The 26835-nt window shown below is 59.8% G+C and carries 24 protein-coding genes, 1 tRNA gene and 1 pseudogene; 17 read left to right on the top strand and 9 right to left on the bottom strand.

What is annotated here, in order from left to right; genetic code table 11:
- The first annotated feature begins 39 nt into the window (after positions 1 to 39).
- Both V1288_RS06860 and V1288_RS06865 read left to right on the top strand, forming a co-directional pair.
- Entirely contained in the window at positions 40 to 2202 is a 2163-nt protein-coding gene (locus tag V1288_RS06860; protein ID WP_334356340.1) for a malate synthase G, read from the top strand.
- Positions 2203 to 2278: 76 nt separating this feature from the next.
- Positions 2279 to 2479, top strand: coding sequence for a CsbD family protein (locus V1288_RS06865; RefSeq protein WP_334356341.1), 201 nt, complete (start codon positions 2279 to 2281; stop codon positions 2477 to 2479).
- Positions 2480 to 2541: 62 nt separating this feature from the next.
- Here the strand turns inward: V1288_RS06865 and V1288_RS06870 are convergent, their stop codons facing one another.
- Positions 2542 to 2697 carry a Thivi_2564 family membrane protein gene (locus tag V1288_RS06870; RefSeq protein WP_247519384.1) on the bottom strand — a complete coding sequence of 52 codons (156 nt, stop codon included), beginning with the start codon at positions 2695 to 2697 and terminating at the stop codon, positions 2542 to 2544.
- A gap of 208 nt (positions 2698 to 2905) precedes the next feature.
- On the opposite strand from V1288_RS06870, the gene V1288_RS06875 reads away from it, so the two are divergent.
- Complete coding sequence (locus V1288_RS06875; RefSeq protein WP_334356342.1) at positions 2906 to 4999, top strand: methyl-accepting chemotaxis protein; 2094 nt, start codon at positions 2906 to 2908, stop codon at positions 4997 to 4999.
- Between the two features lie 59 nt (positions 5000 to 5058).
- On the opposite strand, the gene V1288_RS06880 is transcribed toward V1288_RS06875, so the two are convergent.
- Together V1288_RS06880 and V1288_RS06885 are read right to left on the bottom strand one after the other, a co-directional pair.
- A complete protein-coding gene (locus tag V1288_RS06880; RefSeq protein ID WP_334356343.1) occupies positions 5059 to 5697 on the bottom strand; it encodes a DUF2865 domain-containing protein in 639 nt (212 codons plus the stop codon).
- Between the two features lie 35 nt (positions 5698 to 5732).
- Positions 5733 to 6503, bottom strand: a complete 771-nt coding sequence (locus tag V1288_RS06885) for a L,D-transpeptidase (RefSeq protein ID WP_334356344.1) — start codon at positions 6501 to 6503, stop codon at positions 5733 to 5735.
- A gap of 234 nt (positions 6504 to 6737) precedes the next feature.
- Between V1288_RS06885 and V1288_RS06890 the strand changes: the two genes are divergently transcribed.
- The 3 genes from V1288_RS06890 (at position 6738) to V1288_RS06900 (ending at position 8978) form a co-directional block, all read left to right on the top strand.
- On the top strand, positions 6738 to 7898 hold the full coding sequence (locus V1288_RS06890) for an AI-2E family transporter (protein WP_442894013.1): 1161 nt from the start codon (positions 6738 to 6740) through the stop codon (positions 7896 to 7898).
- A 102-nt stretch (positions 7899 to 8000) separates the two neighbouring features.
- The gene (locus V1288_RS06895; protein WP_334356345.1) at positions 8001 to 8363 is read left to right on the top strand and encodes a DUF883 family protein; all 363 of its coding nucleotides are present in this window, start codon (positions 8001 to 8003) and stop codon (positions 8361 to 8363) included.
- Positions 8364 to 8531: 168 nt separating this feature from the next.
- On the top strand, positions 8532 to 8978 hold the full coding sequence (locus tag V1288_RS06900) for a hypothetical protein (RefSeq protein WP_334356346.1): 447 nt from the start codon (positions 8532 to 8534) through the stop codon (positions 8976 to 8978).
- Between the two features lie 677 nt (positions 8979 to 9655).
- On the opposite strand, the gene V1288_RS06905 is transcribed toward V1288_RS06900, so the two are convergent.
- Entirely contained in the window at positions 9656 to 10195 is a 540-nt protein-coding gene (locus V1288_RS06905) for a disulfide bond formation protein B (RefSeq protein WP_334356347.1), read from the bottom strand.
- 170 nt (positions 10196 to 10365) lie between these two features.
- Between V1288_RS06905 and V1288_RS06910 the strand changes: the two genes are divergently transcribed.
- The 3 genes from V1288_RS06910 to V1288_RS06920 all read left to right on the top strand — a co-directional run bounded on the left by V1288_RS06910 (position 10366) and on the right by V1288_RS06920 (position 11188).
- Positions 10366 to 10450, top strand: a tRNA-Leu gene (locus V1288_RS06910).
- Positions 10451 to 10580: 130 nt separating this feature from the next.
- Positions 10581 to 10964, top strand: a complete 384-nt coding sequence (locus V1288_RS06915; protein WP_334356348.1) for a hypothetical protein — start codon at positions 10581 to 10583, stop codon at positions 10962 to 10964.
- Positions 10965 to 11005: 41 nt separating this feature from the next.
- The gene (locus V1288_RS06920) at positions 11006 to 11188 is read left to right on the top strand and encodes a hypothetical protein (RefSeq protein ID WP_334356349.1); all 183 of its coding nucleotides are present in this window, start codon (positions 11006 to 11008) and stop codon (positions 11186 to 11188) included.
- Between the two features lie 328 nt (positions 11189 to 11516).
- Here V1288_RS06920 and V1288_RS06925 read toward each other — a convergent pair whose 3' ends face one another.
- Positions 11517 to 11861: a hypothetical protein gene (locus V1288_RS06925; RefSeq protein ID WP_334356350.1), complete on the bottom strand. Its 345-nt coding sequence runs from the start codon at positions 11859 to 11861 to the stop codon at positions 11517 to 11519.
- Positions 11862 to 12403: 542 nt separating this feature from the next.
- Between V1288_RS06925 and V1288_RS06930 the strand changes: the two genes are divergently transcribed.
- On the top strand, positions 12404 to 12913 hold the full coding sequence (locus V1288_RS06930; RefSeq protein ID WP_334356351.1) for an adenylate/guanylate cyclase domain-containing protein: 510 nt from the start codon (positions 12404 to 12406) through the stop codon (positions 12911 to 12913).
- Positions 12914 to 13319: 406 nt separating this feature from the next.
- Positions 13320 to 14297, top strand: a complete 978-nt coding sequence (gene galE, locus V1288_RS06935) for a UDP-glucose 4-epimerase GalE (RefSeq protein WP_334356352.1) — start codon at positions 13320 to 13322, stop codon at positions 14295 to 14297.
- A 165-nt stretch (positions 14298 to 14462) separates the two neighbouring features.
- On the opposite strand, the pseudogene V1288_RS06940 reads toward galE, so the two are convergent.
- Positions 14463 to 14858 (bottom strand): annotated as a pseudogene (locus V1288_RS06940) (transposase); the annotation flags it as partial.
- Positions 14855 to 16105: a glycosyltransferase family 4 protein gene (locus V1288_RS06945; RefSeq protein ID WP_334356353.1), complete on the bottom strand. Its 1251-nt coding sequence runs from the start codon at positions 16103 to 16105 to the stop codon at positions 14855 to 14857. The pseudogene V1288_RS06940 and the gene V1288_RS06945, both read right to left, overlap by 4 nt.
- 153 nt (positions 16106 to 16258) lie before the next feature.
- On the opposite strand from V1288_RS06945, the gene V1288_RS06950 reads away from it, so the two are divergent.
- From V1288_RS06950 to V1288_RS06965, 4 genes are all read left to right on the top strand, one after another.
- On the top strand, positions 16259 to 17635 hold the full coding sequence (locus tag V1288_RS06950; protein ID WP_334356354.1) for a glycosyltransferase family 4 protein: 1377 nt from the start codon (positions 16259 to 16261) through the stop codon (positions 17633 to 17635).
- Positions 17636 to 18769, top strand: a complete 1134-nt coding sequence (locus V1288_RS06955; protein ID WP_334356355.1) for a radical SAM protein — start codon at positions 17636 to 17638, stop codon at positions 18767 to 18769. It begins immediately after the preceding gene.
- Between the two features lie 245 nt (positions 18770 to 19014).
- On the top strand, positions 19015 to 21144 hold the full coding sequence (locus V1288_RS06960; RefSeq protein ID WP_334356356.1) for a type I secretion system permease/ATPase: 2130 nt from the start codon (positions 19015 to 19017) through the stop codon (positions 21142 to 21144).
- A gap of 58 nt (positions 21145 to 21202) precedes the next feature.
- A complete protein-coding gene (locus V1288_RS06965; RefSeq protein WP_334356357.1) occupies positions 21203 to 23218 on the top strand; it encodes an HlyD family type I secretion periplasmic adaptor subunit in 2016 nt (671 codons plus the stop codon).
- Positions 23219 to 23336: 118 nt separating this feature from the next.
- On the opposite strand, the gene V1288_RS06970 is transcribed toward V1288_RS06965, so the two are convergent.
- Both V1288_RS06970 and V1288_RS06975 read right to left on the bottom strand, forming a co-directional pair.
- Positions 23337 to 24698, bottom strand: coding sequence for a DUF4910 domain-containing protein (locus V1288_RS06970; RefSeq protein ID WP_334356358.1), 1362 nt, complete (start codon positions 24696 to 24698; stop codon positions 23337 to 23339).
- Positions 24699 to 24740: 42 nt separating this feature from the next.
- Entirely contained in the window at positions 24741 to 26036 is a 1296-nt protein-coding gene (locus V1288_RS06975) for a class I SAM-dependent methyltransferase (protein ID WP_334356359.1), read from the bottom strand.
- A gap of 173 nt (positions 26037 to 26209) precedes the next feature.
- Between V1288_RS06975 and V1288_RS34045 the strand changes: the two genes are divergently transcribed.
- Positions 26210 to 26740 carry a transposase gene (locus tag V1288_RS34045; protein WP_442893917.1) on the top strand — a complete coding sequence of 177 codons (531 nt, stop codon included), beginning with the start codon at positions 26210 to 26212 and terminating at the stop codon, positions 26738 to 26740.
- The gene (gene tnpB, locus V1288_RS34050) at positions 26710 to 26832 is read left to right on the top strand and encodes an IS66 family insertion sequence element accessory protein TnpB (protein WP_442893918.1); all 123 of its coding nucleotides are present in this window, start codon (positions 26710 to 26712) and stop codon (positions 26830 to 26832) included. Before V1288_RS34045 ends, tnpB begins: the two co-directional genes overlap by 31 nt.
- Positions 26833 to 26835 lie beyond the last annotated feature (3 nt).

A 26835-nucleotide genomic window follows, 5' to 3' on the forward strand; every position in this document is an offset into this window, starting at 1 on the left:
AGCAGCCTGTAAGCGCCATTTCTTTTGAGAAAGCCCGTCATGAATCGTGTCGACGCCCACGGATTGAAGATCGCCCCTGTCCTGTTCGATTTCATCGCCAAGGAAGCGACCCCCAAGACCGGGATTTCCCCCGACGCGTTCTGGGCCGGTGTGGCGGCCATCATCAAAAAGCTGGGACCGAAGAATCGCGAGCTGCTCGCCTTCCGCGATGCGCTGCAGGTCAAGATCGATGGCTGGCATCGCGCCAACAAAGGCAAGGCGTTCGACATGAACGCATATACGGCATTCCTCAAGGAGATCGGCTATCTGCTGCCGGAGCCGGCGACGCAGAAGGTCGAGACCGCTGATGTCGACGAGGAAATCGGCAAGATTTGCGGACCGCAGCTCGTCGTTCCCCTGACCAATGCCCGCTACGCACTGAACGCGGCGAATGCGCGCTGGGGCTCACTCTACGACGCCTTCTACGGCACCGACGCAATCCCGCATGATCCGAGCGAGAGCGGAAAGGGCTACAACAAGGCGCGCGGCGACAAGGTGATCGCCAAGGCAAAGGCCTTCCTCGATGCCGCCGTGCCGCTCGCGACCGGCAGCCATACCGACGTGACGTCGTACAGCGTCATCGCCGGTCAACTCGCCGTGAAACTGAAGAGCGGCAACGCCACCGCGCTGAAGTCCGCATCGCAGTTCGCCGGATATCAGGGCGACGCCGCGTCACCGACCGCGATCCTGCTGGTCAACAACGGTATGCATGTCGAGGTGAAGATCGACCGCAGCCATGCGATCGGCAAGGACGATCCGGCCGGCGTCGCCGACATGATCCTGGAATCAGCGGTCTCGACCATTCTCGACATGGAAGACTCGGTCGCCGCCGTCGATGCCGAGGATAAGGTGCTGGTCTATCGCAACACGCTCGGCCTGATGAACGGCACGCTCTCTGCCGATTTCGAAAAAGGCGGCAAGACCCTGAAGCGCGCGCTCAACCCCGACCGCGTCTACAAGACGCCCGACGGCAAGCATCTCACGCTGCACGGCCGCAGCCTCTTGTTGATGCGCAATGTCGGCCACCACATGTTCACCGACGCCGTGCTCGACGAGAAGGGCGAGGAGATTCCGGAAGGCCTGCTCGATGCCGCAATCGCAGGTCTGCTCGCGATCCATGACCTCAAAGGCTCTTCGAAGACCAAAAACAGCCGCACCGGCTCCGTCTATATCGTCAAGCCGAAGATGCACGGCCCCGACGAGGTTGCGTTGACCTGCGAACTGTTCGGCGAGGTCGAGAAGCTGCTCGGCCTGCCCGAGAACACCATGAAGGTCGGCATCATGGACGAGGAGCGCCGTACCACGGTCAACCTCAAGGCCTGCATCCAGAACGCCTCGAAGCGCATCTGCTTCATCAACACCGGCTTCCTCGACCGCACCGGCGACGAGATCCATACCTCGATGGAAGCGGGGCCGATGATTCGCAAGAACGACATGAAGGCGCAGCCCTGGATCAAGTCCTATGAAGACTGGAACGTCGACATGGGCCTGATCGACGGCCTGCCCGGCCATGCCCAGATCGGCAAGGGCATGTGGGCGGCGCCGGACAAGATGGCGGACATGCTGACCCAGAAGCTCGGCCACCCGCAGGCCGGCGCGACCACCGCATGGGTGCCGTCGCCGACCGCCGCCACGCTGCACGCGCTGCATTATCACCAGGTCAACGTGGTCGCCCGCCAGCAGGAGCTCGCCAAGGGTGGCCAGCGCGCAAAACTCTCCGACATCCTCACCATTCCGGTGTCGCAGTCGAACTGGGCGCCCGATGACGTGAAGCAGGAGATCGACAACAACTGCCAGGGCATTCTCGGCTATGTCGTGCGCTGGATCGACCAGGGCGTCGGCTGCTCCAAGGTGCCCGACATCCATGACGTCGGCCTGATGGAAGACCGCGCCACCTTGCGCATCTCCAGCCAGCATCTGGCGAACTGGCTGGCGCATGGCGTCGTCAGCAAGGACCAGGTGATGGAATCGCTGAAGCGGATGGCGGTCGTGGTCGACAAGCAGAATGCCGGCGACCCGCTCTACAAGCCGATGGCGCCCTCGTTCGACGGCGTCGCCTTCCAGGCCGCGTGCGACCTCGTCTTCAAGGGCCGCGAGCAGCCGAACGGCTACACCGAATACATCCTCACCGCGCGCCGCCGCGAAGCGAAGGCGGCAGGCTGATCAGCGGTCACGATGCCGCAGGAACGCGTGCGATCTCCGTCCGTTGTTGGACATCCCAGCATGGAAGGAGACAGCGATGGATTGGAACAGGGTTGAAGGCAATTGGAAGCAGTTCAAGGGCTCGGCCAAGGAGAAGTGGGGCAAGCTCACCGATGACGATCTCAACGTCATCGAAGGCCGCCGCGAACAGCTCGAAGGCAAGCTGCAGCAGCGCTACGGTTTTGCCAAAGACCAGATCCACAAGGACGTGGACGACTGGTTCCGGACCTTGAAGTAGGTTACGCTCTGAGCATGAAAAGCCCCGGCAGTGCCGGGGCTTTTTCGTTCTGGTGATCGGCTCTAGATGACGGCGATGTATTTCAACAGCGAGATCACACCGAGGATGATCACGACGACGCGGGCAATCTGCTTGGCGCGGCCATCGAGCGGCAGCAGGTTGATGAGATAGAGAACGAGAATAACGACCAGGAACGTGATGAGTACACTGACGAGCATGCGGGGTCCCCCTCGGCATTTGCCGAAAAATGCGCTGGTAGTGTTTTGTTAACGTGAAGGGGCGCGTCGGGTTCCCGCTGGCGGAACCTCCAATCGCTCGGGAAGCCGCAATCATTTTCAATAATCCTAGTATTTATACGGCAACAGCGCTGTCCAACTATTTACCGTTTTCCCGCCAAATGGCCCACGAGCCTCTGGGGGGAGCATCATGTTGAACCGTCTGACTGTGTCGACGCTGCTGAAGACCGTCATCTTCGCCACGTCTTTCTGCCTGGTGATCGGATTTTCGCTCAATGCCTGGGATTCCTGGGGCCGCCTGCAGGCGGCGAGCCGCATTGCGGTGATCGCCGACGCCTCCGCAAACATGTTCAAGGCGATGCACAATCTGCGCACCGACCGCTCCACGACCAACCGGCTGCTGAATTCCGATGCGCCGATGGACGCTGATATCGAGAAGTATCTGCGCAACATCCGCGATACCGAAATGCCCGCGATGGGCAACGCGCTCGGCCTGCTCGCCGGCCTGGAATTCGCGCAGCACCAAACGCTCGTGCCCGAATTCGATCGCGTGTTCAAGACGATGACCACGCTGCAGAAGGAGTTCTGGGAAGCGGTGGCCAAGCCGAAGGCACAGCGCCGTCCCGAACTGGCCAAGGAATACATGGCTGCGGCGAATGCGATGCTGGAGGTGCTCGAAAAGCTTTCCGGAGCCCTTGCCGCCGCCGTCAATCACCAGGACGCGACCATCGACCAGTTGCTGGCGATCAAGCAGATCGCCTGGCTGCTGCGTAACACCGCCGGCGAAGCCTCGCTGATCGTCTCGACCGGACTGAGCTCCGGAAAGGTCTCGCCGGAGGGAAGGCTTGCCTACACGAAATATAGCGGCGGCATCGACGCTGCGTGGGGTGCCCTGGAGCTGACTGCGTCGGGCATGAAACTGCCTCCGGCGATTTCCAGCGCGACCGCCGCGACCAAGATCGCCTATTTCGAGCCGTCCTATCTCAGCCTGCGCGACCGGCTGCTGACGCAGATTGCGGCCGGCGAGAAGCCGGAATTGACCGCCAACCAGTGGACCCCGGTCACGGTCGGACGTCTCTCGGCAGCCGTCACCGTGGCTGAAGCCGCGCTCGACGCCGCCAAGGATCACGCCGCGCACCTGTACTCAACCGCCCGCGGCTCGCTGGCGCTGCAGCTCGCATTGCTTACCGGCGCGCTGGCGCTCGCGTTCGGCGCCATGACGATAGTCACCCGCCGCGTCATCAAGCCACTGCACAACATGCGCGACGCCATGCTGAAGGTCGCGGCCGGCGACCTCCACGTCGATACCGGTTACGCCGCGCGTCACGACGAAATCGGCGCGCTGGCCGGCGCGCTGGAGACCTTCAAGCAGCAGGCCGCCGACAAGGCCCGGATCGAGGCGCAGGAGCGCGAGCGCAACGCCGGCGCCACGGCGCGGCAGCAGGCGATCGAGAGCTATGTCGGCGAGTTCGAGAGCATGGTGCGCCAGACGCTCAACCAGCTCGGCGACGCTTCCGGCCAGATGCGGACCACCTCCGCCGGCCTGTCGACGATTTCGCGCCAGACCAACGAGCGCGTCCAGGTTGCCGAGAAGGCGTCGGGCGAGGCCTCGATGAGCGTCGAGACGGTCGCCGCCGCTTCCGAGGAGCTCAGCGCCTCGATCAACGACATCAGCCAGCAGGCAGCGCACGCCGCCGGCATCGCCAGCCGCGCCGTCGGCCAGGCGCGTGACACCGACGGCACCGTCCAGGGGCTCGCCCAATCGGCGGGGCGGATCGGCGAAGTCGTAGGCCTCATCAATACCATCGCCGCCCAGACCAACCTCCTTGCGCTCAACGCCACCATCGAGGCCGCGCGCGCCGGCGAGGCCGGCCGCGGCTTCGCGGTGGTCGCCTCCGAAGTCAAATCGCTGGCGAGCCAGACGGCGAAGGCGACCGAGGAAATTTCCGAGCAGATCTCCGATATCCAGCGGGTCGCCGGCGAAGCCATCGACGCCATCAAGGGCATCGGCAGCATCATCGGCGAGGTCAACGAGGTCGCGACCGCGATTGCCGCCGCCGTGCAGCAGCAGGGCGCCGCCACCCAGGAGATCACGCGCTCGACGCAATTTGCCGCGCAGGGCACCAAGAACGTGTCCGACAACATTACCGGCGTGAAGGCCGATGCAGACGCCGCCGCCGCTGCCGCCGAGGATGTGAAGCACGCTTCCCAGACGCTGGAGACGCAGAGCCAGCAACTGGGCAATCAGGTCACTCAATTCCTCGGCAAGATCCGCGCGGCGTAAGGACTCGTCATGCCCGGGCTTGTCCGGTCAAGCCCGGCCATGACAGCCGGCAATCACCTTCACTCCCTCGCCACGACGGGCACACGGCCGTACTTGGCGCGGACCTTGTCGGAGGCGGGCGAGAAATTCAGTTCCGCGCCGCGCCTGTCGCCGCTGCGGCCTGCGACCAGAAGGCCGTTCTCGCCGGCGACGATGTCGCCCTTGCGCAGCGTCGGGTCGTCCTCGATCTTGACCGGCGCGAGCCCAACCTGGTCCTTGCCGTTGCAGGTGCAGCCGCTGACGAGTTCGTTGCGATAGCGGAACGCGTTCGGCAGCTCCGAATAGGCCTTGCCGTTTTCGGCGGTCGCATGGTCGATGCTGCTGCCGTAGAACAATTTGGTCTCGCTCGCCGGGCAGAAGCTGTTGCAGGACGCCGCGCGGCTCGCATTGTCTGAGGCGGTGACCGGGAAATAGCGCCCGTCGCAGGTCCGCACGCAAAACGCCTGGCCTCCACCGCCGCCATAGCGCGAACGCCCCTCGCCCCGCTGGACAGCGCCGTCGTCATCGCCGAACGGCATCTGGACATAGGGCTGATGGCGCGGCCGGGCGAACCCGCCGAACAATTGCGAGAAGAAGTCCTGGGCCTGCGCGGCAGGCGCCAGCACCGAAGCGCACACCAGCGCGGCTGCCGCCCATGCCGCCAGTTTTCTCGATCTCATCAAGCTTCTCCGCTCATGCAACACAACGCGTCCATTCAGTTGAACCGTGGCGCCGTCAGGTTCATCGCCTGGTGGCCCGACGGCGCAGCCGCGACCGGGCGCAGATGCGCGCCGGCTGGACGGGCCGCGATGCCGGGCCTGCTATCGCCGCCGCGCGCCATCACCGGCGCGTTCTTCGGCAGCACCACGACTTTCGTTCCGACATCGACCCGGCTGAACAGATCCGTGATGTCCTCATTGGTCAGGCGGATGCAGCCCGACGAGACGAATTTTCCGATCGTCGAGGGATCGTTGGTGCCGTGAATGCGGTACTGGCTGGTGCCGAGATACATCGCGCGGGCACCGAGCGGATTGCCGGGACCGCCGGCCATGAAACGCGGCAGATAGGGCTGGCGCGCGATCATCTCGTGAGGCGGATACCAGTCCGGCCATTCCGCCTTGCGGCTGATGGTCTGCACGCCTGACCACGTAAAGCCGTCGCGCCCGACGCCGACACCGTACCGGATGGCCCGGCCCTGGCCGAGCACGTAATAGAGCGTGGTGTTGCTGGTATCGATGATGATGGTGCCCGGCGCCTCCGTCGTACCGAAAGCGACGACGGCGCGGCGAAGCCGCTCGGGCGTCGCGCCCTCGTCGGACGCGATCACCTCATCGGTGGGATACGCATTCGGCTGGGTCGAAGCGTAGCCGGGCGTCTGCGCATTCGCAGCGCTTGAAGCCATTAACGGCGTCAGCGTGACGACACTGACGAGGACGAGCGCGCCTGCCACGCACGACGAAAGCCGGCGATCGGAGAACTGTGTCATGGGACTGCCCCGCTGGAGGTGTGCATCGCTGGATGCTCTGGTCCAACAAACGCCGCCGCAGGCCGGCAGTTCCGTGCGGCCAACGCTGCGCTGCTTCACATCAAGTGCGCCACCGCTCACGCCCGCGCGATGGAACCCGCGGCTCCGCGCCGCGTTGTGATCGCTGTCCGGTTCACGACGTCGCTGTTGCCGTGTCATCGCCGTTTCGGGCGAGGGGAAACCATTGTGAGCGTCATTCCCGACAAGCCTTCGCCCACCAGGCCTTCGGCGAAATCCCCACCGGCAAAACCTTCGCCCAGCGCACGCCGGCTTGCCAACGCACGGGAAGGTGCGCCGGTCCCTGACAACAACAGCGAATTGCCGCCGGTCATCCGCCACGCGGAAGTGATGACCATCGCCCTCGTCGGCCTGCTGATCATCTGCGTCATTGCCGGCCTCTATCTCGCCAAGGCGTTCTTTCTGCCGATCACGATGGCCTTCATCGTCGGGACCATGCTGTCGCCGGCGGCAAGCTTCCTCGAACGCTACCGTATTCCGCGCGCGGTCGCCGCCGTGCTCATTGTGGCGGCCGCCAGCGCCGGGGTCGCTTTCATGGTCGGCCTGGTCGCCTCGCCCGCGGTGGAATGGAGCGCCAAGCTTCCGGAGTTGGGGGGACTGCTGAAGGAGAAGCTGCACGTGTTCGACCGACCGCTCGCGCTCTGGCAGGAACTGCAAAGCATGCTCGGCGGCCCCGACACGCTCACAACATTTCATCTGCCCAAGATCGAGTGGGTGCAGCCGACATTGGAATTCCTGTCGCCAACCTTTGCCGAATTCCTGCTGTTCATCGCAACGCTGATCCTGTTCATCGCGAGCTGGCGGGACCTGCGGCGGGCCTTGGTCATGAATTTCGGAAAGCGAGCGTGGCGGCTGCGGACGCTGCGGATCCTCAACGAGATCGAGGAGCATCTCGGCAATTACATCTTGATGTTGACCACGATCAATGTCGGCGTCGGCATCGCTACCGGCCTGATCTGCGCGCTCACGGGCATGCCCAATCCGGCCAGTCTCGGCGCGTTGGCCGCGATTCTCAATTTCATTCCGATCATCGGCCCGGTGGCGATGTTCGCCGTCCTGGTCGTGGTCGGTCTCGTCGCGCTCCCCACTATCGGTGCCGGTCTGCTGGCGTCGGCCATGTTTGCGGTGATGACCTTCCTGGAAGGTCACTTCCTGACGCCGATGATCGTCGGCCGCCGGCTGGCGCTGAACGCGCTCGCCGTGTTCATGGCGCTGGCGTTCTGGACCTGGCTGTGGGGCCCGATGGGCGCGTTCCTGTCGTCGCCGCTCCTGATCGTCGCGCTGATCGTGAAGGAGCATTTGATGCCGCCGGATTCGCCGCAACTGCCGCAGGATTAGGCCTGGAATTAGGCTTGGAAGTAAGCCTGCGACTACACCTTGGAACTTCCCATTCGACGGGACGTTTGTTCGACAGATGAATTCGGTATCCGGGAGCTTTCGATGTCGATGAACGAAGCCACGAAAAATCTGACGGACAAAGCAACCTACGAACGCCTGGAAAAGGATGTAATCGCCGTGAAAAACGATATCGCAGCCCTGACCGAGCAGATCACCGATGCGCTGAACAGCTTTGCCGGCACCGCCGGCAAGCAGGCGCGGCGTGGCTACAAGCAGGCGCGCGCCAATGCGGAGCAGGCGGTCGAGGACATGTCGGAGCGCAGCAGCGCGATGATGGACGCCGCTCACGACGCCGCCTCCTCGATCGAGGAGACGCTGGAAGACGCCATCACACAGCGCCCGTTGGCAACCGTCGCGCTGGCGCTGGGTATCGGTTTTCTGATCGGCGTGACCTGGCGAAGGTAGTTTTGGCGCAGGTAGTTCTGGCGCAGGTAGCTTTGGCGCACACGGTTGCGGCGCCGATCTTCTTCGATGGCGCGCGCCCGCGAGCCGGCCGCCGCGGCGCCATTGCGTATTGCGGCTTGTTTGGTTGACGTCGTTTTCGGATCGAGGCTTTCGGATCGAGGTTTGGCCATGTTTCAGCGACTGATCGATGACGTCAAGCAATCGACCGGCTCCGCGCTGCGGCTGACTTCGCTGGCGGCAGCGGCGGCCATGGCGTTGCTGGTCACGATCGCGTTTCTGTGCGCGGCGGCCTTCGTGTTCGTGCTGCAGAACTACGGTCCCGTGCAGGCCTGCCTGACTGGGGCTGCCATCTTCTTCGTCGTCACATTGATCGCGGCCGGCTGCTACATGGTGCGCAAGAAGCAGATCGAGGCGCGCGCCGAACAGGCGGCGAAGATGGCGAAGTCCACCGCGCAGACCGTGCTGTCCGATCCGGTGCTGGTCGCAGCCGGCATCCAGGTGATCCGCGCCATCGGCGTCAAGAAGCTGATCCCGATCCTTGCGGTCGGCGGACTGGCGCTGGGATTTCTCGCAAGCCGCGCCAGCACAAGCGGCGGTGAAGCCCCGGCGGAGTAGGCAAGGGCTGCGCGCCTTCCATAGTCACGCCTTCCGTAGCCCTACGACATGACTTCGCGTTCTCGCGGCGCATCTCGCCCGAGGTTTTGCATCTCCGTTTGCCCTCTTCGAAATTAGAGGGCGCAGGGAAGACCGGGTGCTTGCTGCACCCGCGGTCTCGCGTGCGATTTGCGCAAACAAAACTGCACACGAGCATACAGGGCAGCGGGAGCATTCCGGCCTTCCCTGCGCAATGGCTCTACGGCTTACTTCGTGCTCTTCCCGGAGAACGGCTCTGTTGCCTCCGTCGCTGCGCAAACAGTTTCACGCAACTTAACGCCAGCACCGCGGCGTCCGAACCACACGACTTCGCCGTACGCCTCCGGCGCGTACGTCTAGCGCGCCATCAGCGTCCATCGCATCTCACCGCGCGTTCGTGACGATGGCCAACGCCCCTCATCTGCCGCGAGACGGGCGGAGTTATGCGGCTGATTTGGGTGAGAACGAAAGCAGAATATTTTTGCGCGAAGGGCTGGACAGGTTTTTACTGATTTGCCCGACAAGTGGCTTTGTCGCGGTTCTTCCGCCGTCATTCCGGGGCGATGCGAAGCATTGAGCCCGGAATCCATCGGGCCACATACTCTGCGGTGAAATGGATTCCGGGCTCGCGCCGCGCGCGCCCCGGAATGACGGAGGAGCTACGCCCGCTTCGCCGACATCATGCCCCATGCGGCGATCGCCGCCATCAACAGCGAGATCAGCACGTTGTAGCCGGCGAGCGAGAGGCCGAGGAAGCGCCACTGCACCTCGTCGCAGCGGATCACTTTTACCGTGTCGAGGCGCTGCAGCAGCGTGCCGGCGCTGCCGAGATCGGCCACCGGGCCCGAGCAATCGGTCGGCCCCTGCCAGAATTGCCATTCGACGCCCGCGTGATAGCCGCCGAGCCCGGCATTGGCCAGCGCCGCGAGCGCGAGAATGGCGAGCCCGGCCAGCACCACCGGCCGCGGCGCCCCGCGCGCGGCCCCGAACGCGACCACGAGGCCGAGCGGGAGAGCCAGATAATAGGCGTAGCGCTGTTCGAGGCAGAGCGGACAGGGCCGGATATCCAGCACGAGCTGGAAGAACCAGGCGCCCGCCAGCGTCGCGGCAGCAATGCCGGCGACGGCCAGCGCCGCCATCAGCGCCGGATCGGTGGAATGGCGCGTCGGCGAGAAATGGGCGGCGGCATCTGATGTCACGGACGTTCTCCGGAGCACAATCCATGCTCAAACAGGCAACAGCGTCCTATCCCGCTGCCGCCGGCCTGTCGAGGCGGGCCACAATCACATCCGCGCGGGTTGACCCGCGCAGGCGGCCCGCTATATTCCCGCCCGCTTCGCCGCACCGGGCATCTACCCTGTGTCCGAAGGCCCCTGTGGCGGAACTGGTAGACGCGCTCGACTCAAAATCGAGTTCCGCAAGGAGTGCTGGTTCGATTCCGGCCAGGGGCACCAATTGGGCTGTCCAAGCCCGTTCCAAAAGCGTCCGCAACCGTCCGCGCAGTGCTCCGCGCCTCGCGTAACCGTCACGCGCGGGATGTCCTGAGTTCAACGTGTTGTCGGCCGCCGCATCGTGCTGGTCGCGATGCCGGAATTTTCCGCGTGGGTCGCCGCAGCCGATGCGATTGAACGGGCCTCGATCGGAGACAGCTTCTATCTCGCGCTGTTCACCGGGCAGCTCCAGACCGATCGTCTGACTATGCGCGACGAGAGCGACGTCGAGGGACGGCACGCGTTCCGGCAAAGCAAGACTGGCGAACTCGTCGACATCAAGGACGAGCCACAACTTAGCGCACGGCGAAACGCTTCTCGCGCACGGATAAAGGTGCTTAAGCTGCGGCTGCGGCTTCAGCTTGAGACGGCACCGCTCGAACTCGTTGTCAACGAGGACAATGGCGAGCCTTATGATGAGAGCACCTATCGCCATTGCGTGTCGACGCGCGCGCCGTCGCCGTGTTCGGCGTTCTAGCACGCGATACCGTGCGCCAGGCGATCGTTCGCGCTGAGCGATTGACCACCGAACTGATCAGAGCCGTCGACGGGCTGTTCGCGCCTTTCTCGCTCGATGAAGAGAACAAGGCGCAGCGCGCTCGCGCAGTCGATCAGCGCGCGCGTGTGCTAGCGGAATGGCTGGATGCGCAGGCGGCGCGCGACAGCAATGGCGAGGTACGCAAGGAAGGGATGAAGGGCTGAATCGTCTGACCGGCCGAATCTCAGTTCGGTGGCGGCTTGTAGCTAAGGTGCTTGGCGTAGTAGTATTCCGGGTGGATGACGAACGCCATCTTCTCGATCGCCGTGCCGAGGCCACCGACGGCTCGCAACGCGCCCTGAATCCGAGTTGGGCGCTGTGAGTGTAACTCCGCAGCCGACACTCAGCTTCAGCATCTCCTGGTCAAAGACACTCCGCTACGCGCGGCGCTCAATCTCCTTCCTGGCGATGATATTCCCTGCCTCCTGTCAGTCGACCAAACAAGCGGACGATCAACGATTAGTCGTGCACAAAGATTGCGTTCTTGCCGGATCAGGCCCGTTCGGGTCCGACCGCTACGACCATCACACCGTCGATCCCGATCAGGAAAGTCATTGTCGGTTCATCGCACTGTGGTGCCGCTTCGATCGCGTGCTTGAACACCTCTATTTCTGTTTGCATTGCCAGCCGGGTACTAATCCCTGACTCCGCGGAGCAAATCGAATGTCCGTTTGACCTAAGTCCCATCAAATCTGTCCTCAAGTCAGCATCGCCACAAATTTGAAGAGCTTCTGCAAAATCACGTGCTTCAAAGGCAAGTGTCGGCCTCCCGTCGATCTCGAGCACAAAAACCGCAACAACGCCGTCCGATCCCAACATGCGTTCTCGCTCGGACACGAGAATCTCCTTCAGAATTGATCCCAGTGATCTTGCTCCGGTTCTGCGGCAGTTCCTTCTCCAATCCCTGAGCGGCTTACCTTCGACATGAAACTTTATGCCCGGCATGTGTCAGATGATTTCTGATCTCGATGGCCGATTTACACCTCGCGCTAGGGAACGCTCACAGAAACGCCCTGTTCCTCGGAAGCTTCTTAATAACCCTCGCGGATCAACATTCACGCTTGGAGCGAGCCCTTGAGCTTGCTGCTCCCTGTAAGGAGCCGCGTATAGGAACCGCAGTCGTTCATAAGGTTTTACTATGCTTACTTTTCCCTGTTTAACCGAGGACCTCGCCAGGGAGAGCCGGGTACCCGACTTAGATTAAGCAGTAGAGAAGCAATTGTTCGCGCTACGGCGAGCACATTTTAGCGTTCCTACGATGAAGTGACTTGCGTAACCTCCGACGCCGAACCGCTGGAGTTGACCCTGGTCCAGCGCAGGGCTCGCCGGTCACGACCCTTCGTGGTTTGATCGCTACTCGCTTTGGTCCTGGGTAGCAGATGGCGCAGATTTCGAGTCACCGGCGCATGCCAACTATACTCGCAGCCGATGTTGCGGGCTTTTCTGCGCTCATGGAGCACGATGACGTAGGTACCTATGTGCAAGTTGCGCTCCTTCGGCGCGAAATTGTTGAGCCGATCGTGGCTGATAATCGTGGCAGCCTGATCGAATCTATGGAAGGTGGCTTTCTTGCGGAGTTCGGAAGTCCTCTCGAAGCGCTACGCTGTGGGATTTATATTCAGCGCACTCTTGCCGATGCAACCGACAGTATTCATTTTCGCGTCGGATTGAATTTGGGTGACGCAATAGCTGAAAATATCCATGTAGCGGCTCGCCTGGAGGCGCTCGCCGATCCAGGCGACATCTTGATTTCGCGCGACATTTACGACGAAGTTATTGGGAAGATTGATGCTCGATTTGAGGATCGTGGCGAACTACGATTAGAAAACACTTCGCAGGTCATCCGCGTGTACGCCGTGATTGCCAGAGCCAGAGGCTGTACGTTCTAACTTCACTGGCAGAAGCAGGTAAAAGGTGTGTATGCGGCGCAAGTCCAGGAGATCCACACCTGGAGCGAGGATAGAAACTGGCGCGCGCGAGCGTCTCACCTTTGCATTGCTGTTCTACGCGGGCAGCGCTGGTCTGCGCTGTTGATCGCATTCCGATTGGGATCGCAGCTGTCCGGTCCGAAGCCGTGTTCGCCAAGCACAATGTCGTAGGCACACTAGATTGCGGTTAACAAAGATTCAAACGCTTACCCGCAAAGACATGTGCGCGCCTCGGCCATACGACCGATTCCGCCAATGTAGCGGTGTGGATAGTTGACGGCCGTCAATATCAGGTTTGAGAGCTGATGTTGAATTGCGGGCTGACGACTTGACGATCTCATCTTACCAACCATGGAAAGCTAGCTAAATGGCCGTCCTAGTTACCGGTGGTGCCGGCTACATTGGTAGCCAAACAGTTCTGGAGCTTGTTGATGCGAGCGAGAACGTTGTCGTTCTGGACGACCTTTCTAATGGTTTTGAGGCGGCCGTTCCTTGTAGCGCCAAATTGGTCGTTGGCGACATCGGCGACACAACGTTGCTGGCTAGTATAATTGCCGAACATGAAGTTGATGCGATCATCCATTTTGCCGGCTCGGTAGTGGTTCCGGAATCGGTCGCGAACCCGCTGGACTACTACCACAATAATACCTGCAAGACACGGACACTGTTGGAATTGGCGGTTAAGGGACGTGTTCCGTATTTCATTTTCTCATCAACGGCGGCCGTGTATGGAGCTGGCGGGCTTGAACCGGTCAAAGAGAACAGTCTTCTGCGACCGCAGTCCCCTTACGGGCGATCCAAGTTGATGTCGGAATGGATGTTAGAGGATATCTCTAAGGCACATCCCCTCAGGTATACGGTTCTGAGATATTTCAATGTCGCGGGCGCAGACCCGCGGGGGCGAACTGGGCAGGCGGCTCGGGGCGCTACGCATTTGATAAAGGTGGCAAGCGAAGCTGCGTTGGGTATACGCAACTTCGTGGAAGTCTTCGGTACCGACTATCCCACGACGGACGGAACGTGCATTCGAGACTACATCCACGTCAAGGATTTGGCTGTTGCGCACAAACTTGCACTTAGCCGCCTCCGAGCAGGTGGACAAAGCGTCACGGCAAATTGCGGCTACAGCCACGGATATTCCGTCCTTGAGGTCTTGGAGGCAGTTCAGCGCGTCAATGGGAGGAAACTTGACATCCGATTTTCGAACCGACGGCCCGGAGATCCTGCCGCGGTACTGGCAGACTCCAGTTTCGCGCGATCTGAGTTTGGATGGATCCCACAGTTTGACAATCTCGATACGATCGTGAGCAGCGCGCTCAATTGGGAGCGAGCTCCCTTGTATTAGTTGGGCAGGCAATCGGTGCCGGCGCGGTGAGTGCCGTATATCGGCGCAGAGCCGCAACGGTCCTGGCTTGCCTATGCTGCGGGACGACACGTCGCCGTTCGCGCCACGCCCGGGATCGCCGATAAAGCTGGTTTGCGCCAAGCCACTAGTGGCTCTGCACAGTGATTATGACTCTTTGGAAGTCGCGGGATAGGCGCGGCCCATTTTGGCCCGGGCCTTGTCTGTTGTGAACATCCATTTGATGCGGGAGCGGGCAGCATTTCGCTTCCGTTCCCAAGCGGCGATTTCGCGGCGCAGTCGCTTGGGATTGTCGATCCTGCGATCCAGGCACTGGCCGCGCAGGACGCCGATCTCGATCTCGACCATGTTGAGCCAGCTTGCGTGCCTGGGGGTGTAGTGGAACTCGAGCCGTCGCAAAATCCGCCTGGCTTCGGCGGGCGAGAACGCCTGATACAGGGCACCGGCGGAGTGGGTCGATAGATTGTCTTGAACGACCCGGATGATCTCGGCGTCGGGATAATGGATGTCGACGAGGTCGTGCATGCATCGTTCGACGCTCAGGCGCCTTTGCCCCACCCCTGCGGGCGCTGGCGAGCAGGACCGAATGATCGCCGAAGCCTATCCCACATCGTGCTCCGTGGCCTGTCTTGCAGCGGGATCTGAACCGAGCGCGGGAGTGAAGTGGCCGGCGTGAAACCGGCGAGATCGTCGTATGCTGCGGACGTTTTCAGGGCGATCTCGGTCCAATCAAAGCGGCGGGCACAATCACGCCTGATGGCTTCGCGCTCTGGCGCTTCCAACTTCAGACCGCTCAAGGCACTGATCTTCGCGCTCAACTCCGCGATATCGCCCATTTTAAAAACCCGCGCTGCATCATCAACCACTTCCAGATTGGAAGGAATATCGCTGACCAGCACGGGCACTCCGTAACTCAGTGCCTCAAGGAGTACGATGGGTAATCCTTCATGCGAAGACGGTAACACAAACAGGCCCGCGTGAGCGTATAGCTGGCGCAGCCTTTCGCCGCTCTGGAAGCCGGCCATCACGACGTTATCTGCGAGAGCCGCTTCGGACGCGAGAAGGTCGGCGTATTTGTTCTTGTGATCGATACTACCAACGATTGCAAGTTTCCAATCACCGAGTTCCGCATCTGAAAAGGCCCGCAATAGATCCAATTGCCGCTTCTCGGGAACAAGCCGACCTACCGTCAAGACATATCGATGGGGTTCCAGGCCGAGTTCGACTACTTTGTCCGTCTGGGATGGCAGGTCCGGAAGCACGACTCCGTTGGGAATGACCTCGCAACGCTTGCCGTATTTGGTAGCGATCAGCTTTTCAATGCTGCGGCTGATGGCAATCCTTTTGTGCGCGAAGCGCATTCCTAGTGCCTCGCCGAAACGTAGCACACTGCGAGCCACCCAACCCCATTTCTCGCGGTTGTAGTCCTCGCCGTGATGAGTGACGATAACGCGCAGGCCGAGAAGGCGAAGCAAAGGCGTGACGAGCGCGGGACCGATGCCCTGAACATGCACAACCTGCGGCCTGCGAACTCCCGCCACCAGCGCGCAGATCAGCGAGTGTAGCAACGCCTCGAAATACGTGCTGCGTACCGTCCAAAGCCTAAGCAACCGAACTCCCTTCCATTCCACACCACTTTTCTTGTCAACGTACGGCGAACGTACGCACGCGGTTACGTTATGCCCCATCCTGACCAGTTGCGGGGCAAGTTTTTCGACATGGGTCTCGACACCGCCTTGCACATCCGGAAAACCTCGAAAACCGAAAATGTAGATCTCGCCATTAGCCATTGCGTGTACTCCTGCAAGCCCGCCTGCCAATCGCTATCCGGCTCAGAAACTGTGCAGCATCTTGTACGACGGACCTCCGCGCGACTTGACGATCGTCAATATCAACTTGCCAAGCCAAGATATGCTTCCTGAAGTCATCGATCGGATAAGCCGATGAGCGAACCATCGATAGGTCACAGCGTCGGCATAGTGGCTGGATTATCCGGTCTTCGCGGGCGCCGTCTGGAATGGAGTACCGATAGGTCCGACCAAGCCGGGCGCGACGCGCCAGGACGAGGTAATAGGCCTCAACAAGCGCCCTTGAAAATCTTGTTTGCCAACAAGTTCTTCTTTTTAAACGGCGGCTCTGAGGTCGTTATGTTCGACGAAATGGAGCTGATGAGAAAGTACGAGCTCGACGTTGTCGAGTTCTCCATGCAAGATCCGCGTAATTTTCGATCGAAGTACGAATCCTATTTCGTCTCGCATAAGGGTTACCGGTCGAACTCGCGAAATGGTCAAATCAAATCGGCGCTGTCGCTCATTCATTCGCGAGAAGCGGTGAAGCAGATTACCAATCTAATTCGCGATGAACGACCGGACATAACGCACTGCCATAACATCTACCACCAGCTGACGCCCTCCATTATCAACGCGGCCTCGCGGCTAAAGACCCCGGTCGTCCTCACTCTTCACGACTACAAGCCGGTGTGCCCGGTTTACACCCAGCTCTGGAAGGGTGGATTGTGCACGAAGTGCTCCAACGGCCGGTTCGAAGCGTTGCTCATGCAGCGCTGCGCCGATGGTTCAATCGGACGGAGCGCCCTGCTTTGGGCCGAGGCTCGTTATCACGCGGCTGCCCGCAGCTATCAAAGGGTAGATATGTTTATCGCCCCCAGCCGATTCATGCAAAATGCCGTTGTCCGTCGCTTCGGCGAAGACAAGGTAATCCATATACCGAACGGCATCGACACCTCCCGCATTGAGGTATCGGGGCAGGACGAACGGTTTGTTCTCTATCTCGGCCGTCTTTCGCCGGAAAAAGGAGTTGAGACCCTGCTGCGGGCGCATGCCTCGGACAATGCGGCTTGGCGGCTTGTCGTCGCAGGATCGGGTCCGCTGCTGGAAGATCTTCAGACGCGTTTCCCATTGGCAGAATTCACGGGCTACCTGACAGGAGACGCCCTCGAGACCAGACTGAGGGAAGCGTCTGTCGTCGTCGTGCCTTCCGAGTGGCACGAAAACAGTCCGCTTTCGATACTCGAAGCGATGGCACATGCAAAGCCGATTGTAGCGTCGCGCATAGGCGGAATACCAGAACTGGTCAGAGAGGGCGAAACCGGCTTGCTCTTCGAACCCAACGACTCGCAGCAACTCTCTAATTGCATCAGGACGCTGTTGAGAGATTCCGATCTGCGAAAGAAATTTGGTCGTCAGGCGCGACGGATTGCAGAAACGGAGTATTCACTCGAAAGGCATGGGGCCGCCCTGCTCTCGCTTTATCGAAGTTTGACTGCAAACCGCAAAATATCCAGCAAGGTTCGATCATAAATGGACATCACAGTCATTTCAACCTTCAGATGCAACTCAAAATGCCAGATGTGCTACATCTGGAAGAATCCGACCGAGCCGAAGGAAGAGATTTCCCTTGAGACGTTGTCGAAGCTGCCGAGAGGCTTCGATAACCTCAACGTGTCCGGCGGTGAACCAACCCTTCGCAAGGACCTCGGCGAGATCGCCGACCTTCTCCATCCAAAAGCCAGGGTCATGGAGATCTCTTCCAATGGACTGCATCCCGAACGGCTCGTTCCGATTATCAAGAAGTATCCCAATATCAAGGTTCGCTTTTCCCTGGAGGGCAACCAGGCAACAAACGACGCAATCCGCGGCGAAAAGGGCGGCTATGCAACCAAGGTCGCCGGACTGCGCATGCTGAAAGAGGCTGGCGGTACTGACCTTGGCTTTGCAATGGTTATCCAGGACGAGAACGTCGACCAGCTCGTCGGTGTCTACGAGTTTGCTCGAAAAGAGGGTTACGAACTTGCAACGTCAACGCTTCACAACGCCTGGCAGTTCTACAAGAACGATAATTACTTCTACGAACGCAAGGTCGTTGCCCGAAAGGTGGAAGGACTCATAGAAGCGATGCTGCGGAGCTCAAAGCCGAAGAACTGGTTTCGGGCCTATTTGAATCTCGGTCTTATCGAGAAGATTCTCGGACACGACCGTCTGATCCCCTGCAGCGCGGGAAAGGACTTCGCATTCATCGATCCATGGTCGGACGTTTGGGCCTGCAACGTGCGGTCTGACCTGCCGATGGGGAATCTCGCTCGACAATCTTGGGACGAGATCATCAATAGCGAGACCTCTCAACGGACTCGCCGGAAGGTCGCAGCCTGCGATCAGAATTGCTGGATGGTTACGACGGCTCGCACTGCGATGCGGTCGAACATAGTACCTCAGATGCCCAAGGCCAGGCCGCTCCTGTGGGTCCTGAAGAACAAGCTGAAGGTATCGCTCGGTAAAAAAATCTGTTTCGACAGTTACATCAATTATTCGGACGTGAGACCCTCGCCTATCGTGAAACGCGAGTCCTACCTGGAAAAGAAAGACAAAGCGCGATTGATCAAGGGGCGTTTGACGCCGGACGAGCATTATCCGCTGAAGACTTTCCTGAACAACTGAAGCAGACCGCTTGACAGGCAAGCTCCGTCAAAGTCTGGCCTTGTTCGGACTGAATGGTCGGTCATTAACGGACTGCATCATCACAGTACCAAGTTTGAGGTGATGAGGATCAGTGTGCACTGTTGCGGGCACACCCTCGGAACTCGTCACCAAGCAAATCCTCCCTTTGGCAGGTTCCATTTGGGTTGGGTTTCGGCGAACAACATTCATTTTGGTCGGGGAAGGGGCGTGCATGCGCACGACGTATGAACTTGTCACCAGCTGATCCGGGTCTCATCGCGCTGGTGATGATGCTTCGGTTTCAGGGTTTGGGAGTCGATCCCGAACAGATTCGTCACCAGTTTGGCAACGTCACGATCGGCCTGCCCGAGATGCTCCGCTGCGCGAAGGCATTTGGGTTGAAGGCCCGCGTCTCTGCGACAACATGGACTCGGCTTGCCAATACACCGATGCCTTCGCTGGCCACCCTTAAGGATGGCGGCTTTTTGCTGCTCGGCAAGGTCGCCGAGGACAAGCTCATCGTACTTGAGCCAGGTCGCCCGCAGCCGATCCAGATGGCGCAAGCCGAGTTCGAAGCCGTATGGGATGGCCGGCTTCTGATGATGACGAAGCGGGCCAGCCTCACTGACCTGTCGTCCCGGTTTGATATTACCTGGTTTCTTGGAGCGATTCATAAGTACAGGCGGATGCTCGGCGAAGTCCTGCTTGCCTCGTTCTTCCTTCAGCTCTTTGCCTTGGTCTCGCCGCTGTTTTTCCAGGTCGTTGTTGACAAGGTGCTCGTGCATCGCAGCTTGAGCACCCTGGAGGTTCTTGCGGTCGGTCTTGTTGCGATCGCCTTGTTCGAAACGATCCTTGGCATCCTTCGTACCTATCTGTTTTCCCATACGACCAATCGAATCGACGTTGAACTCGGCGCACGGCTGTTTCGGCATCTGCTCGGGTTGCCGATCGGATACTTCCAGGCAAGACGGGTCGGTGACTCGGTTGCCCGAGTGCGCGAACTGGAAAATATCCGCAATTTTCTGACCAGTTCGGGTCTCACCCTGGTGATCGACCTGTTCTTTACGAGCATCTTCATCGCAGTACTGTTCTACTATTCTCCGCTGTTAACCTGGATCGTCCTCGCCTCCTTTCCGTTCTATATCGGCATATCCACAGCCGCGACGCCGCTATTCCAGCGGCGCCTGGATGAGAAGTTCAAACGCGGCGCAGAAAATCAGGCTTTCCTGGTCGAAAGCGTAACCGGGATCGAGACGCTCAAGGCGATGGCGGTTGAGCCGCAGATGCAGCGGCGCTGGGAGGAACAACTGGCCGGCTATGTGGCTGCCAGCTTCCGGGTCACCAGCTTGGGAAATGTCGCGAGCGAAACCGTTCAGTTCGTAAGCAAGCTGGCTAGCGCCGCGATCCTGTTTTTCGGGGCGAAGCTCGTCATCGGCGGCGAGCTCTCGGTCGGCGAGCTCATCGCTTTCAATTTGCTGGCAGGCCGAGTAAGTACTCCGGTGCTACGGCTAGCGCAAACATGGCAGGATTTTCATCAGGCGCGCCTGTCGGTCGACCGCCTCGGCGATATTCTCAATACCGCGCCTGAGCCGGTCTACAACCCCGGCAAGATGGCGCTCGCTGCGATCCGCGGCGACATCAGGTTCGAGAACGTCAGCTTCCGCTATCGCATCGATGGCCAGAGAATTCTGCACGACATCAATCTCGAGATACCAGCCGGCCAAGTGATCGGAATCGTCGGCACTTCCGGATCGGGCAAGAGTACGCTGGCCAAACTTGTGCAGCGCCTTTACCTGCCCGAAAGCGGACGCGTGCTGGTTGATGGAGTCGATATAGCCCAGGTCGATCCGGCCCGTCTGCGCCGTCAGATAGGCGTCGTTCTCCAGGACAGCACGCTGTTCAATTGCTCGGTCCGAGACAACATCGCCCTCGTAGATCCTGCTATCCCGGCCGAAAACATCATGGCCGCCGCCAAGCTCGCAGGAGCCCACGATTTCATCCTCAAGCTTCCGGAGGGCTACGACACCATCGTCGGCGAGCGTGGTGGCACCCTGTCTGGCGGACAACGTCAACGCGTCGCTATTGCTCGCGCGCTCATCGCGGATCCCCGCATACTCATTTTCGACGAGGCGACGAGTGCGCTCGATTATGAAAGCGAGAGTATCGTGCAAAAGAATATGGCGCAGATGGCGCGCGGACGGACCGTGATCATCATCGCGCACCGTCTCTCGGCGCTTCGACTTGCAGATCGTGTAATCACCGTCGAGCGCGGTTGCCTGATCGAGGATGGCTCTCATCAGGAGCTAATGAAAGCCGGCGGTCGATACTCAAAGCTGCATCGCCTGCAGGGAGGCTTGCAGGAACAGTATTCCTAACGGCTGCAAAACCCCGCTTTGGGCCATGTCCACACCCGATGCATGAAGGCTAAGAGCAATGGAAGCAAATGCTAAGGCTCCGATCGAGGATCCGGGTTTATATATCCTGGATCTATTGCTTCGTCTGATCGGTGCTGGCGTCGAATCCGAGCATCTCCGCCGGAACATAGTTTCTCCCGTGGGCGTCAAGGAGATGGTCCGCTACGCCAGGACGGCCGGTCTTACGGCCCGCTGCTCGAAGTTGGCTTGGACGCGGCTGGCCGGCGGTCCGCTGCCAGCAATCGCTGTCCTTCGCAACGGAAGCTTCTTGTTGCTTGGAAAAGTGACGGGCGATACCGCCATCGTTCTGGCGCCGCATGCCGAGCGGCCAACCCTCATGACGCAGGGCCAGTTCGAGGCGGTATGGGACGGCCGGCTTGTCTCCGTGAAGAAGCGCGGAGCCCTGGCTACTCAGGTCGAGCAGTCCCGCGAGACCGCAGTCAGACAACTGCAACAGCTTTGGAAGACCTCACTCACACGCGCGAACGATATCTCGCGCAATCTCCTTGAAGGTGGCCGGAATATCATCAAGCCTGACGCAGAGAAGGAAACGCCGTCGAGCGCATCGATGGCCGGCGCCGGGATCATCATATTTGCCGATCATGCCCGTAAGCTCGGGCGGGCAGTCGCACGTATCAGGCCCGAAGAGGAGCGCCGGCGGCACGACGAACTTGCCTTTCTGCCGGCCGCCCTCGAGATCGTTGAGACTCCGCCCTCCCCGCTTGGACGCGCAACAGCGTTCAGCATCATTGCCGTCTTCGCTGTTGCGGTCGCCTGGGCATCTCTGGGCACCGTCGATATCGTCGCGATTGCCCCGGGCAAGCTTGTTCCGAGCGGCCGCACCAAGACAATCCAGCCGTTCGAAACCGGGGTCGTGCGCTCGATCAAGGTTCATGACGGGCAAGCCGTCAAGAGCGGCGACGTGCTGATCGAACTCGATACAACGATAACCGCGGCTGAGCTCAGCCATTTGAAAGGCGACCTGGTGGCGGCTCAACTCGACGCCGCCCGGACGAAGGCGGCATTGGCCGGAAACGAAGACCCGCTAGCGGCCTTCAAACCGCCCGCGGACGCAACCCCCACCCAGATCGAGATGCACCGCCGCTTCCTGGTCAGCCAGACCGCTGAGCAAAATGCCAAACTGGCCGCTATCGACCAGCAGGTGAAGCAAAAGGAGGCTGAACGCGCTACGTTCGAGGCCTCGATGGAGAAGATCAAGGCTACTCTCGCGCCGTTGCAACAGCGCGTCGAAATTCGCCAACAGCTGTTTCAGAAGGAATTGGGATCCAAGCTCACATACCTGACCGAATACCAGGAGTATGTTGCTCAGCAGCAGGACATTTCTGTCCAGCAACGCCGATCCAGCGAAGCTGATGCTGCTATCTCTGTCTTGATGGAAACTCGGGCGAAGGCGGTGGCCGAGTACGAGCGCGGCCTGTTCGAAAGCCTGGCCAAGGCCGAGGAGAAGGCGGCTGGGCTGACCCAGGATGTCATCAAGGCCGAGCAGCGGACCAGCCTGCAAAAGCTGACGGCGCCCATCGATGGCACGGTTCAGCAGCTCGCGATCCATACCATAGGCGGCGTCGTGACGCCGGCGCAGATGCTCATGCTCGTCGTTCCAACCGAAAGCCGGCTTGAGATCGAAGCTATGGTCTCGAACCGCGATATCGGATTCGTGGAGCCAGGCCAGGATGCGGCGATCAAGATCGATACGTTCAACTTTACCAGGTACGGCCTGCTGCAAGGCAAGGTTCTCAGCGTTTCCCAAGATGCCATTACGCGCAACAAGCCTCAGGACAAAGGGAACGAAGCCATAGGTGCGGAAACAACCAGCAGTGAGCCGAAAGGCCAGGAATTGGTTTATGCCGCGCGTATTTCAATCGACCGCAGCCAGATGGAGATCGAGAACAAGCGCGTCAATCTCTCGCCGGGCATGGCCGTAACCGTTGAAATCAAGAACGGCTCCCGTCGTATCATCAGTTACCTGCTATCCCCGCTCGCTCGCTACAAGCAGGAGAGTTTGCGCGAACGATGAGTGTGATCGGAGAACAGCACAGCGCGATGCGCCCCCGGTCTCACTCAGAGAAGCACCCGCTGTCGCACCGCGTGCGGCGGCGGCCGCCGGGAAGTTTCCGCGCCCCACTTGCGTTGACCTAGGTCAACTCCTCGACCGGCTTGAGCAAACCTGCCTCGCCTAAAGCCCGTACGGCTTCCTTGATTGTTTTCCAAGGAAGATTGCAGCGCGCAGCAATATCAAGCAGGGAGTTCGTGCCATCAGACATATTGAGCAGCCATAGAACGGCCATTTGGAAGTCGCCGGCCGAGCGTCCTCCGATTGAACTGTACAGACCATAGTCGCCCAGCTTCGGCTCGCAGAACGGCTTCTGATTGAGGTATTTGCGATTCTGCTCGATGACGTCGATCGTCGTCAGCGCCTTCGTGACGGAGTCGCTTAACGAAGCCGGGTTCACAAAATTAGGGTCATCGGCAGAGGTATGATACTCTGGGAATTGGCCGTGCGGGGTACGCATGAAACATCCAACCGGAAGATTAAGTCCCGGAGAACAGTATTGCCGCTCATCGTAACCGAATGGCGAAAACGGCAGAATATCGAAGGCGCTTCCGCTCTGTTTCAAGACATACGTCCACGCTCGATCGATTTCAGCATCGCCGCGTCGGCTCGTCTTATAGCTCGGAGAGCCCTTATCACCCACGCAGGTCAATACGAAACCGTGTTTGATGTGGTTCAAATGGGATCGACGGATTGCGGCCCACGTAATTGAGCCGATGGTGCCGGGGATAAACAAGAAGCGGTACGAGTACCGCAGATTCATGCGACTGAGGTGCTGTGCGAGCGCACAAGCCACAGCGATACCAGACAGATTATCGTTGCAGAGCGACGGGTGGCATATGTGGCAGGATACAAGCACCTCATCCGGCGATCGGCCACGCAGGACAAGTTCACCATAAGTCAGGTGACCGGGTTCGAGCGTGGATTCGATACACACCTCATACTCGTCTTCCGGCAATGCCAGCAGCTGCCGGTGCGGCAGACAAAACCCCCATGCCGGCTCGTAATATGACGTGCGATACGGAATCCAATCCGGGTGCTGTGGATCAGAAAACAGATGTTCCCTGAGTTCGGAAAGACCGATACGCTTGTGAACGGGAACGCTGTAGCCAACGACATGCAGATTGGACGCCCGGAAATCGACAATGCGTTCGCCGGCGCTGTTCTTAATGTACGCGTCTCGAATGTTCCATTCGGGTGGAACAGTCCAATCAAAGACCTGCAAGCCGGAGGGCACTTCGCAGATGGTGAGCGGTATGTGGTCCAGTATCCGATTGAGCGTCTTTCGAACCCCGTCGCCGGTAATACTTCGACAAATCGGGTAGAGCTCTGATATGAAGCGGTGCATCGATCCGCCGCCATCGTCAGCAGACAGATCCATGGACACTGGGCGCCAGTCGGGCTCCTCCTCCTCCAACGTCAGGTTCTCGATCGCGCCGTGCATCGCACTATCGCCCTCAGATTGCGTTGATGGGCCGTGAGCAGTTCATTGAACGATGCGGGCCTCCGGGATCGGCACCACGAACTGCGCGCCCCAAGTCCGAGCAAATGATAGCTGACCGATGATCTCATCCTGGAGATTCCACGGAAGGATGAGAATGTAGTCGGGTTTTGTAGCGTTGATTCGTTCCGGCTCATAGATCGGAATGTGAGTCCCCGGCAGAAATCGCCCTTGTTTGTGCGGACTGCGGTCTACCGTATATTCAACGAGATCACTGGTAATGCCGCAATAGTTCAGCAGCGTATTCCCTTTGGCCGGCGCGCCATATCCAACGACGCGCTTTCCTGCCTGCTTGGCAGTGACCAGAAACTCGATGAGCTTCTCTCGCAGTTGCACGGCGCGCTTTTCAAATGCAAGGTATCCGGAAAGATCTGCGTATCCAGCCTTTATCTCTCGCTTCCGAAGCTCCTCGACACGCTTCGAGATTGGCTGGCGGCCCCCGCTGCTGTGCTGCGCAAAGATGCGTAGCGATCCTCCGTGCGTCGGCAATTCCTCAACGTCAAACAACATCAGTCCATGGGCAGCGAAAATCTTCTCCACCGCTAAGAATGAGAAATAGGAAAAATGTTCATGATAGATGGTATCGATCTGACAGTCTGCGCACAGACTCATCAAAAGGGGAAATTCCATTGTGATAATCCCCTGCTCGGCCAGCACGATCTTCATCCCCGTAACGAAGTCGTTTAAATCGGGGACATGGGCGAGTACGTTGTTCCCAATCAGGAGATCGGCGCGTAAACCCTCTTTGCGCAAATTTCGTGCGGTGGTCTCGCCGAAGAAATCCACACGGGTAGGAATTCCTCTGCTCCGAGCTACCTCAGCAACGTTTCGCGCAGGTTCTATTCCGAGCACAGGAACTCCGCGCTCAACGAAAAACTGCAGCAGATAGCCATCATTGCTTGCGATTTCGACCACTTTACTATCCGGGCCGAAGCCGAACCGCTCCATCATTCTTCCAACATATGTTTTCGCATGACGGAGCCAAGATTCGCTATATGAGGAGAAGTAGGCATAGTCTCCAAAAATATTCTCCGGACTTTCCCATTCTTCCAGCTGAACCAGGAGGCACTCGTTGCAGACATAAACCCGCAGCGGAAACCGCTTCTCCTCATGCTGCAAGTCTTCCTCCTTCAGATAAGTGTTCGCCAGCGGCGACAGCCCGAGATCAAGGAAAACGTGCTGCAGTTCCGAGCCGCAAAACCGGCAGCTACTATGTCGGTCGTACTGGGCGTTCACTGCCGCAGTATTAAGTGAACGGAGCTGAAATTGGTGATTCAACATCAAGTGGCTCCCGTTGTGCAGCGAAGGCTCGTACAGCGAAGGCTTCAAGGACTCTGATTTACGCTCCGGCGAGTACGGCCACTTGACGACCGTCAAGTCGCTCGCGTCTTACACGGTAATCCTCCGGTGAAGACCGCCTTCCGGACGGCTACCTTGGCTGCGAAGTTTGCGGATTGATTTGCCAGCGACTGAACAAACGTGAGCAAGGTTGCGGTTCTATCCGGTCCGGAGCGACAGCGGCGGCGGACGACGCCGAGAAGCGTCGGATGGTTGAGGAGAGCCTGGGGCCAGGGGCAAGCGTCATCGAGGTGGCGCGGCGGCATGATGTGCATCCGCATTTGCTGACCGGCGGCGGCGGGCGCGAACAGGCGCCTTCGGGCCCGCACCGGCATTGCGGCGGGAGGACGAGGTGCAAGTTGCGGCAGTCTCAGTTACGCCGGAGCTGCCGGCCTGGACGGCTCATGTTGGAACTGGTGGGACGATCGAGATCGCGTTTGCAAACGGAATGCAGCTTCGGATCACAGGCGCAGTCGATCCCGCGACTTAGAGGGCGGCGGTGGCTTCGCTGTCAAGTGGACGGGCCCGATGATCCCGTTGCCGACAGGGGTGCGGGTGTGGCTTGCCACGGGCCATACCGATATGGGGGAAAGGCTTCGCGAGCCCGGCATTACTGGTGCAAGAGGTACTACGACGGGATCCGCTGAGCGGCCATCTGTTCTCCTTCCGGGGCCGGCGCGGCGATCTGTTGAAGGTGATCTGGCATGACGGCCAGGGCGCCTGCCATAAGTCTCCGTAAGCG

This window comes from Bradyrhizobium sp. AZCC 2176 (genome assembly GCF_036924645.1).
Taxonomy (GTDB): Bacteria; Pseudomonadota; Alphaproteobacteria; order Rhizobiales; family Xanthobacteraceae; genus Bradyrhizobium.

Coding starts and splice junctions, on each gene's coding strand:
- V1288_RS06860 (WP_334356340.1), top strand. CDS start 40: ATGAATCGTGTCGACGCCCACGGATTGAAGATCGCCCCTGTCCTGTTC.
- V1288_RS06865 (WP_334356341.1), top strand. CDS start 2,279: ATGGATTGGAACAGGGTTGAAGGCAATTGGAAGCAGTTCAAGGGCTCG.
- V1288_RS06870 (WP_247519384.1), bottom strand. CDS start 2,697: ATGCTCGTCAGTGTACTCATCACGTTCCTGGTCGTTATTCTCGTTCTC.
- V1288_RS06875 (WP_334356342.1), top strand. CDS start 2,906: ATGTTGAACCGTCTGACTGTGTCGACGCTGCTGAAGACCGTCATCTTC.
- V1288_RS06880 (WP_334356343.1), bottom strand. CDS start 5,697: ATGAGATCGAGAAAACTGGCGGCATGGGCGGCAGCCGCGCTGGTGTGC.
- V1288_RS06885 (WP_334356344.1), bottom strand. CDS start 6,503: ATGACACAGTTCTCCGATCGCCGGCTTTCGTCGTGCGTGGCAGGCGCG.
- V1288_RS06895 (WP_334356345.1), top strand. CDS start 8,001: ATGTCGATGAACGAAGCCACGAAAAATCTGACGGACAAAGCAACCTAC.
- V1288_RS06900 (WP_334356346.1), top strand. CDS start 8,532: ATGTTTCAGCGACTGATCGATGACGTCAAGCAATCGACCGGCTCCGCG.
- V1288_RS06915 (WP_334356348.1), top strand. CDS start 10,581: ATGCCGGAATTTTCCGCGTGGGTCGCCGCAGCCGATGCGATTGAACGG.
- V1288_RS06930 (WP_334356351.1), top strand. CDS start 12,404: ATGGCGCAGATTTCGAGTCACCGGCGCATGCCAACTATACTCGCAGCC.
- galE (WP_334356352.1), top strand. CDS start 13,320: ATGGCCGTCCTAGTTACCGGTGGTGCCGGCTACATTGGTAGCCAAACA.
- V1288_RS06945 (WP_334356353.1), bottom strand. CDS start 16,105: ATGGCTAATGGCGAGATCTACATTTTCGGTTTTCGAGGTTTTCCGGAT.
- V1288_RS06950 (WP_334356354.1), top strand. CDS start 16,259: ATGAGCGAACCATCGATAGGTCACAGCGTCGGCATAGTGGCTGGATTA.
- V1288_RS06955 (WP_334356355.1), top strand. CDS start 17,636: ATGGACATCACAGTCATTTCAACCTTCAGATGCAACTCAAAATGCCAG.
- V1288_RS06960 (WP_334356356.1), top strand. CDS start 19,015: ATGAACTTGTCACCAGCTGATCCGGGTCTCATCGCGCTGGTGATGATG.
- V1288_RS06965 (WP_334356357.1), top strand. CDS start 21,203: ATGGAAGCAAATGCTAAGGCTCCGATCGAGGATCCGGGTTTATATATC.
- V1288_RS06970 (WP_334356358.1), bottom strand. CDS start 24,698: ATGCACGGCGCGATCGAGAACCTGACGTTGGAGGAGGAGGAGCCCGAC.
- V1288_RS06975 (WP_334356359.1), bottom strand. CDS start 26,036: ATGTTGAATCACCAATTTCAGCTCCGTTCACTTAATACTGCGGCAGTG.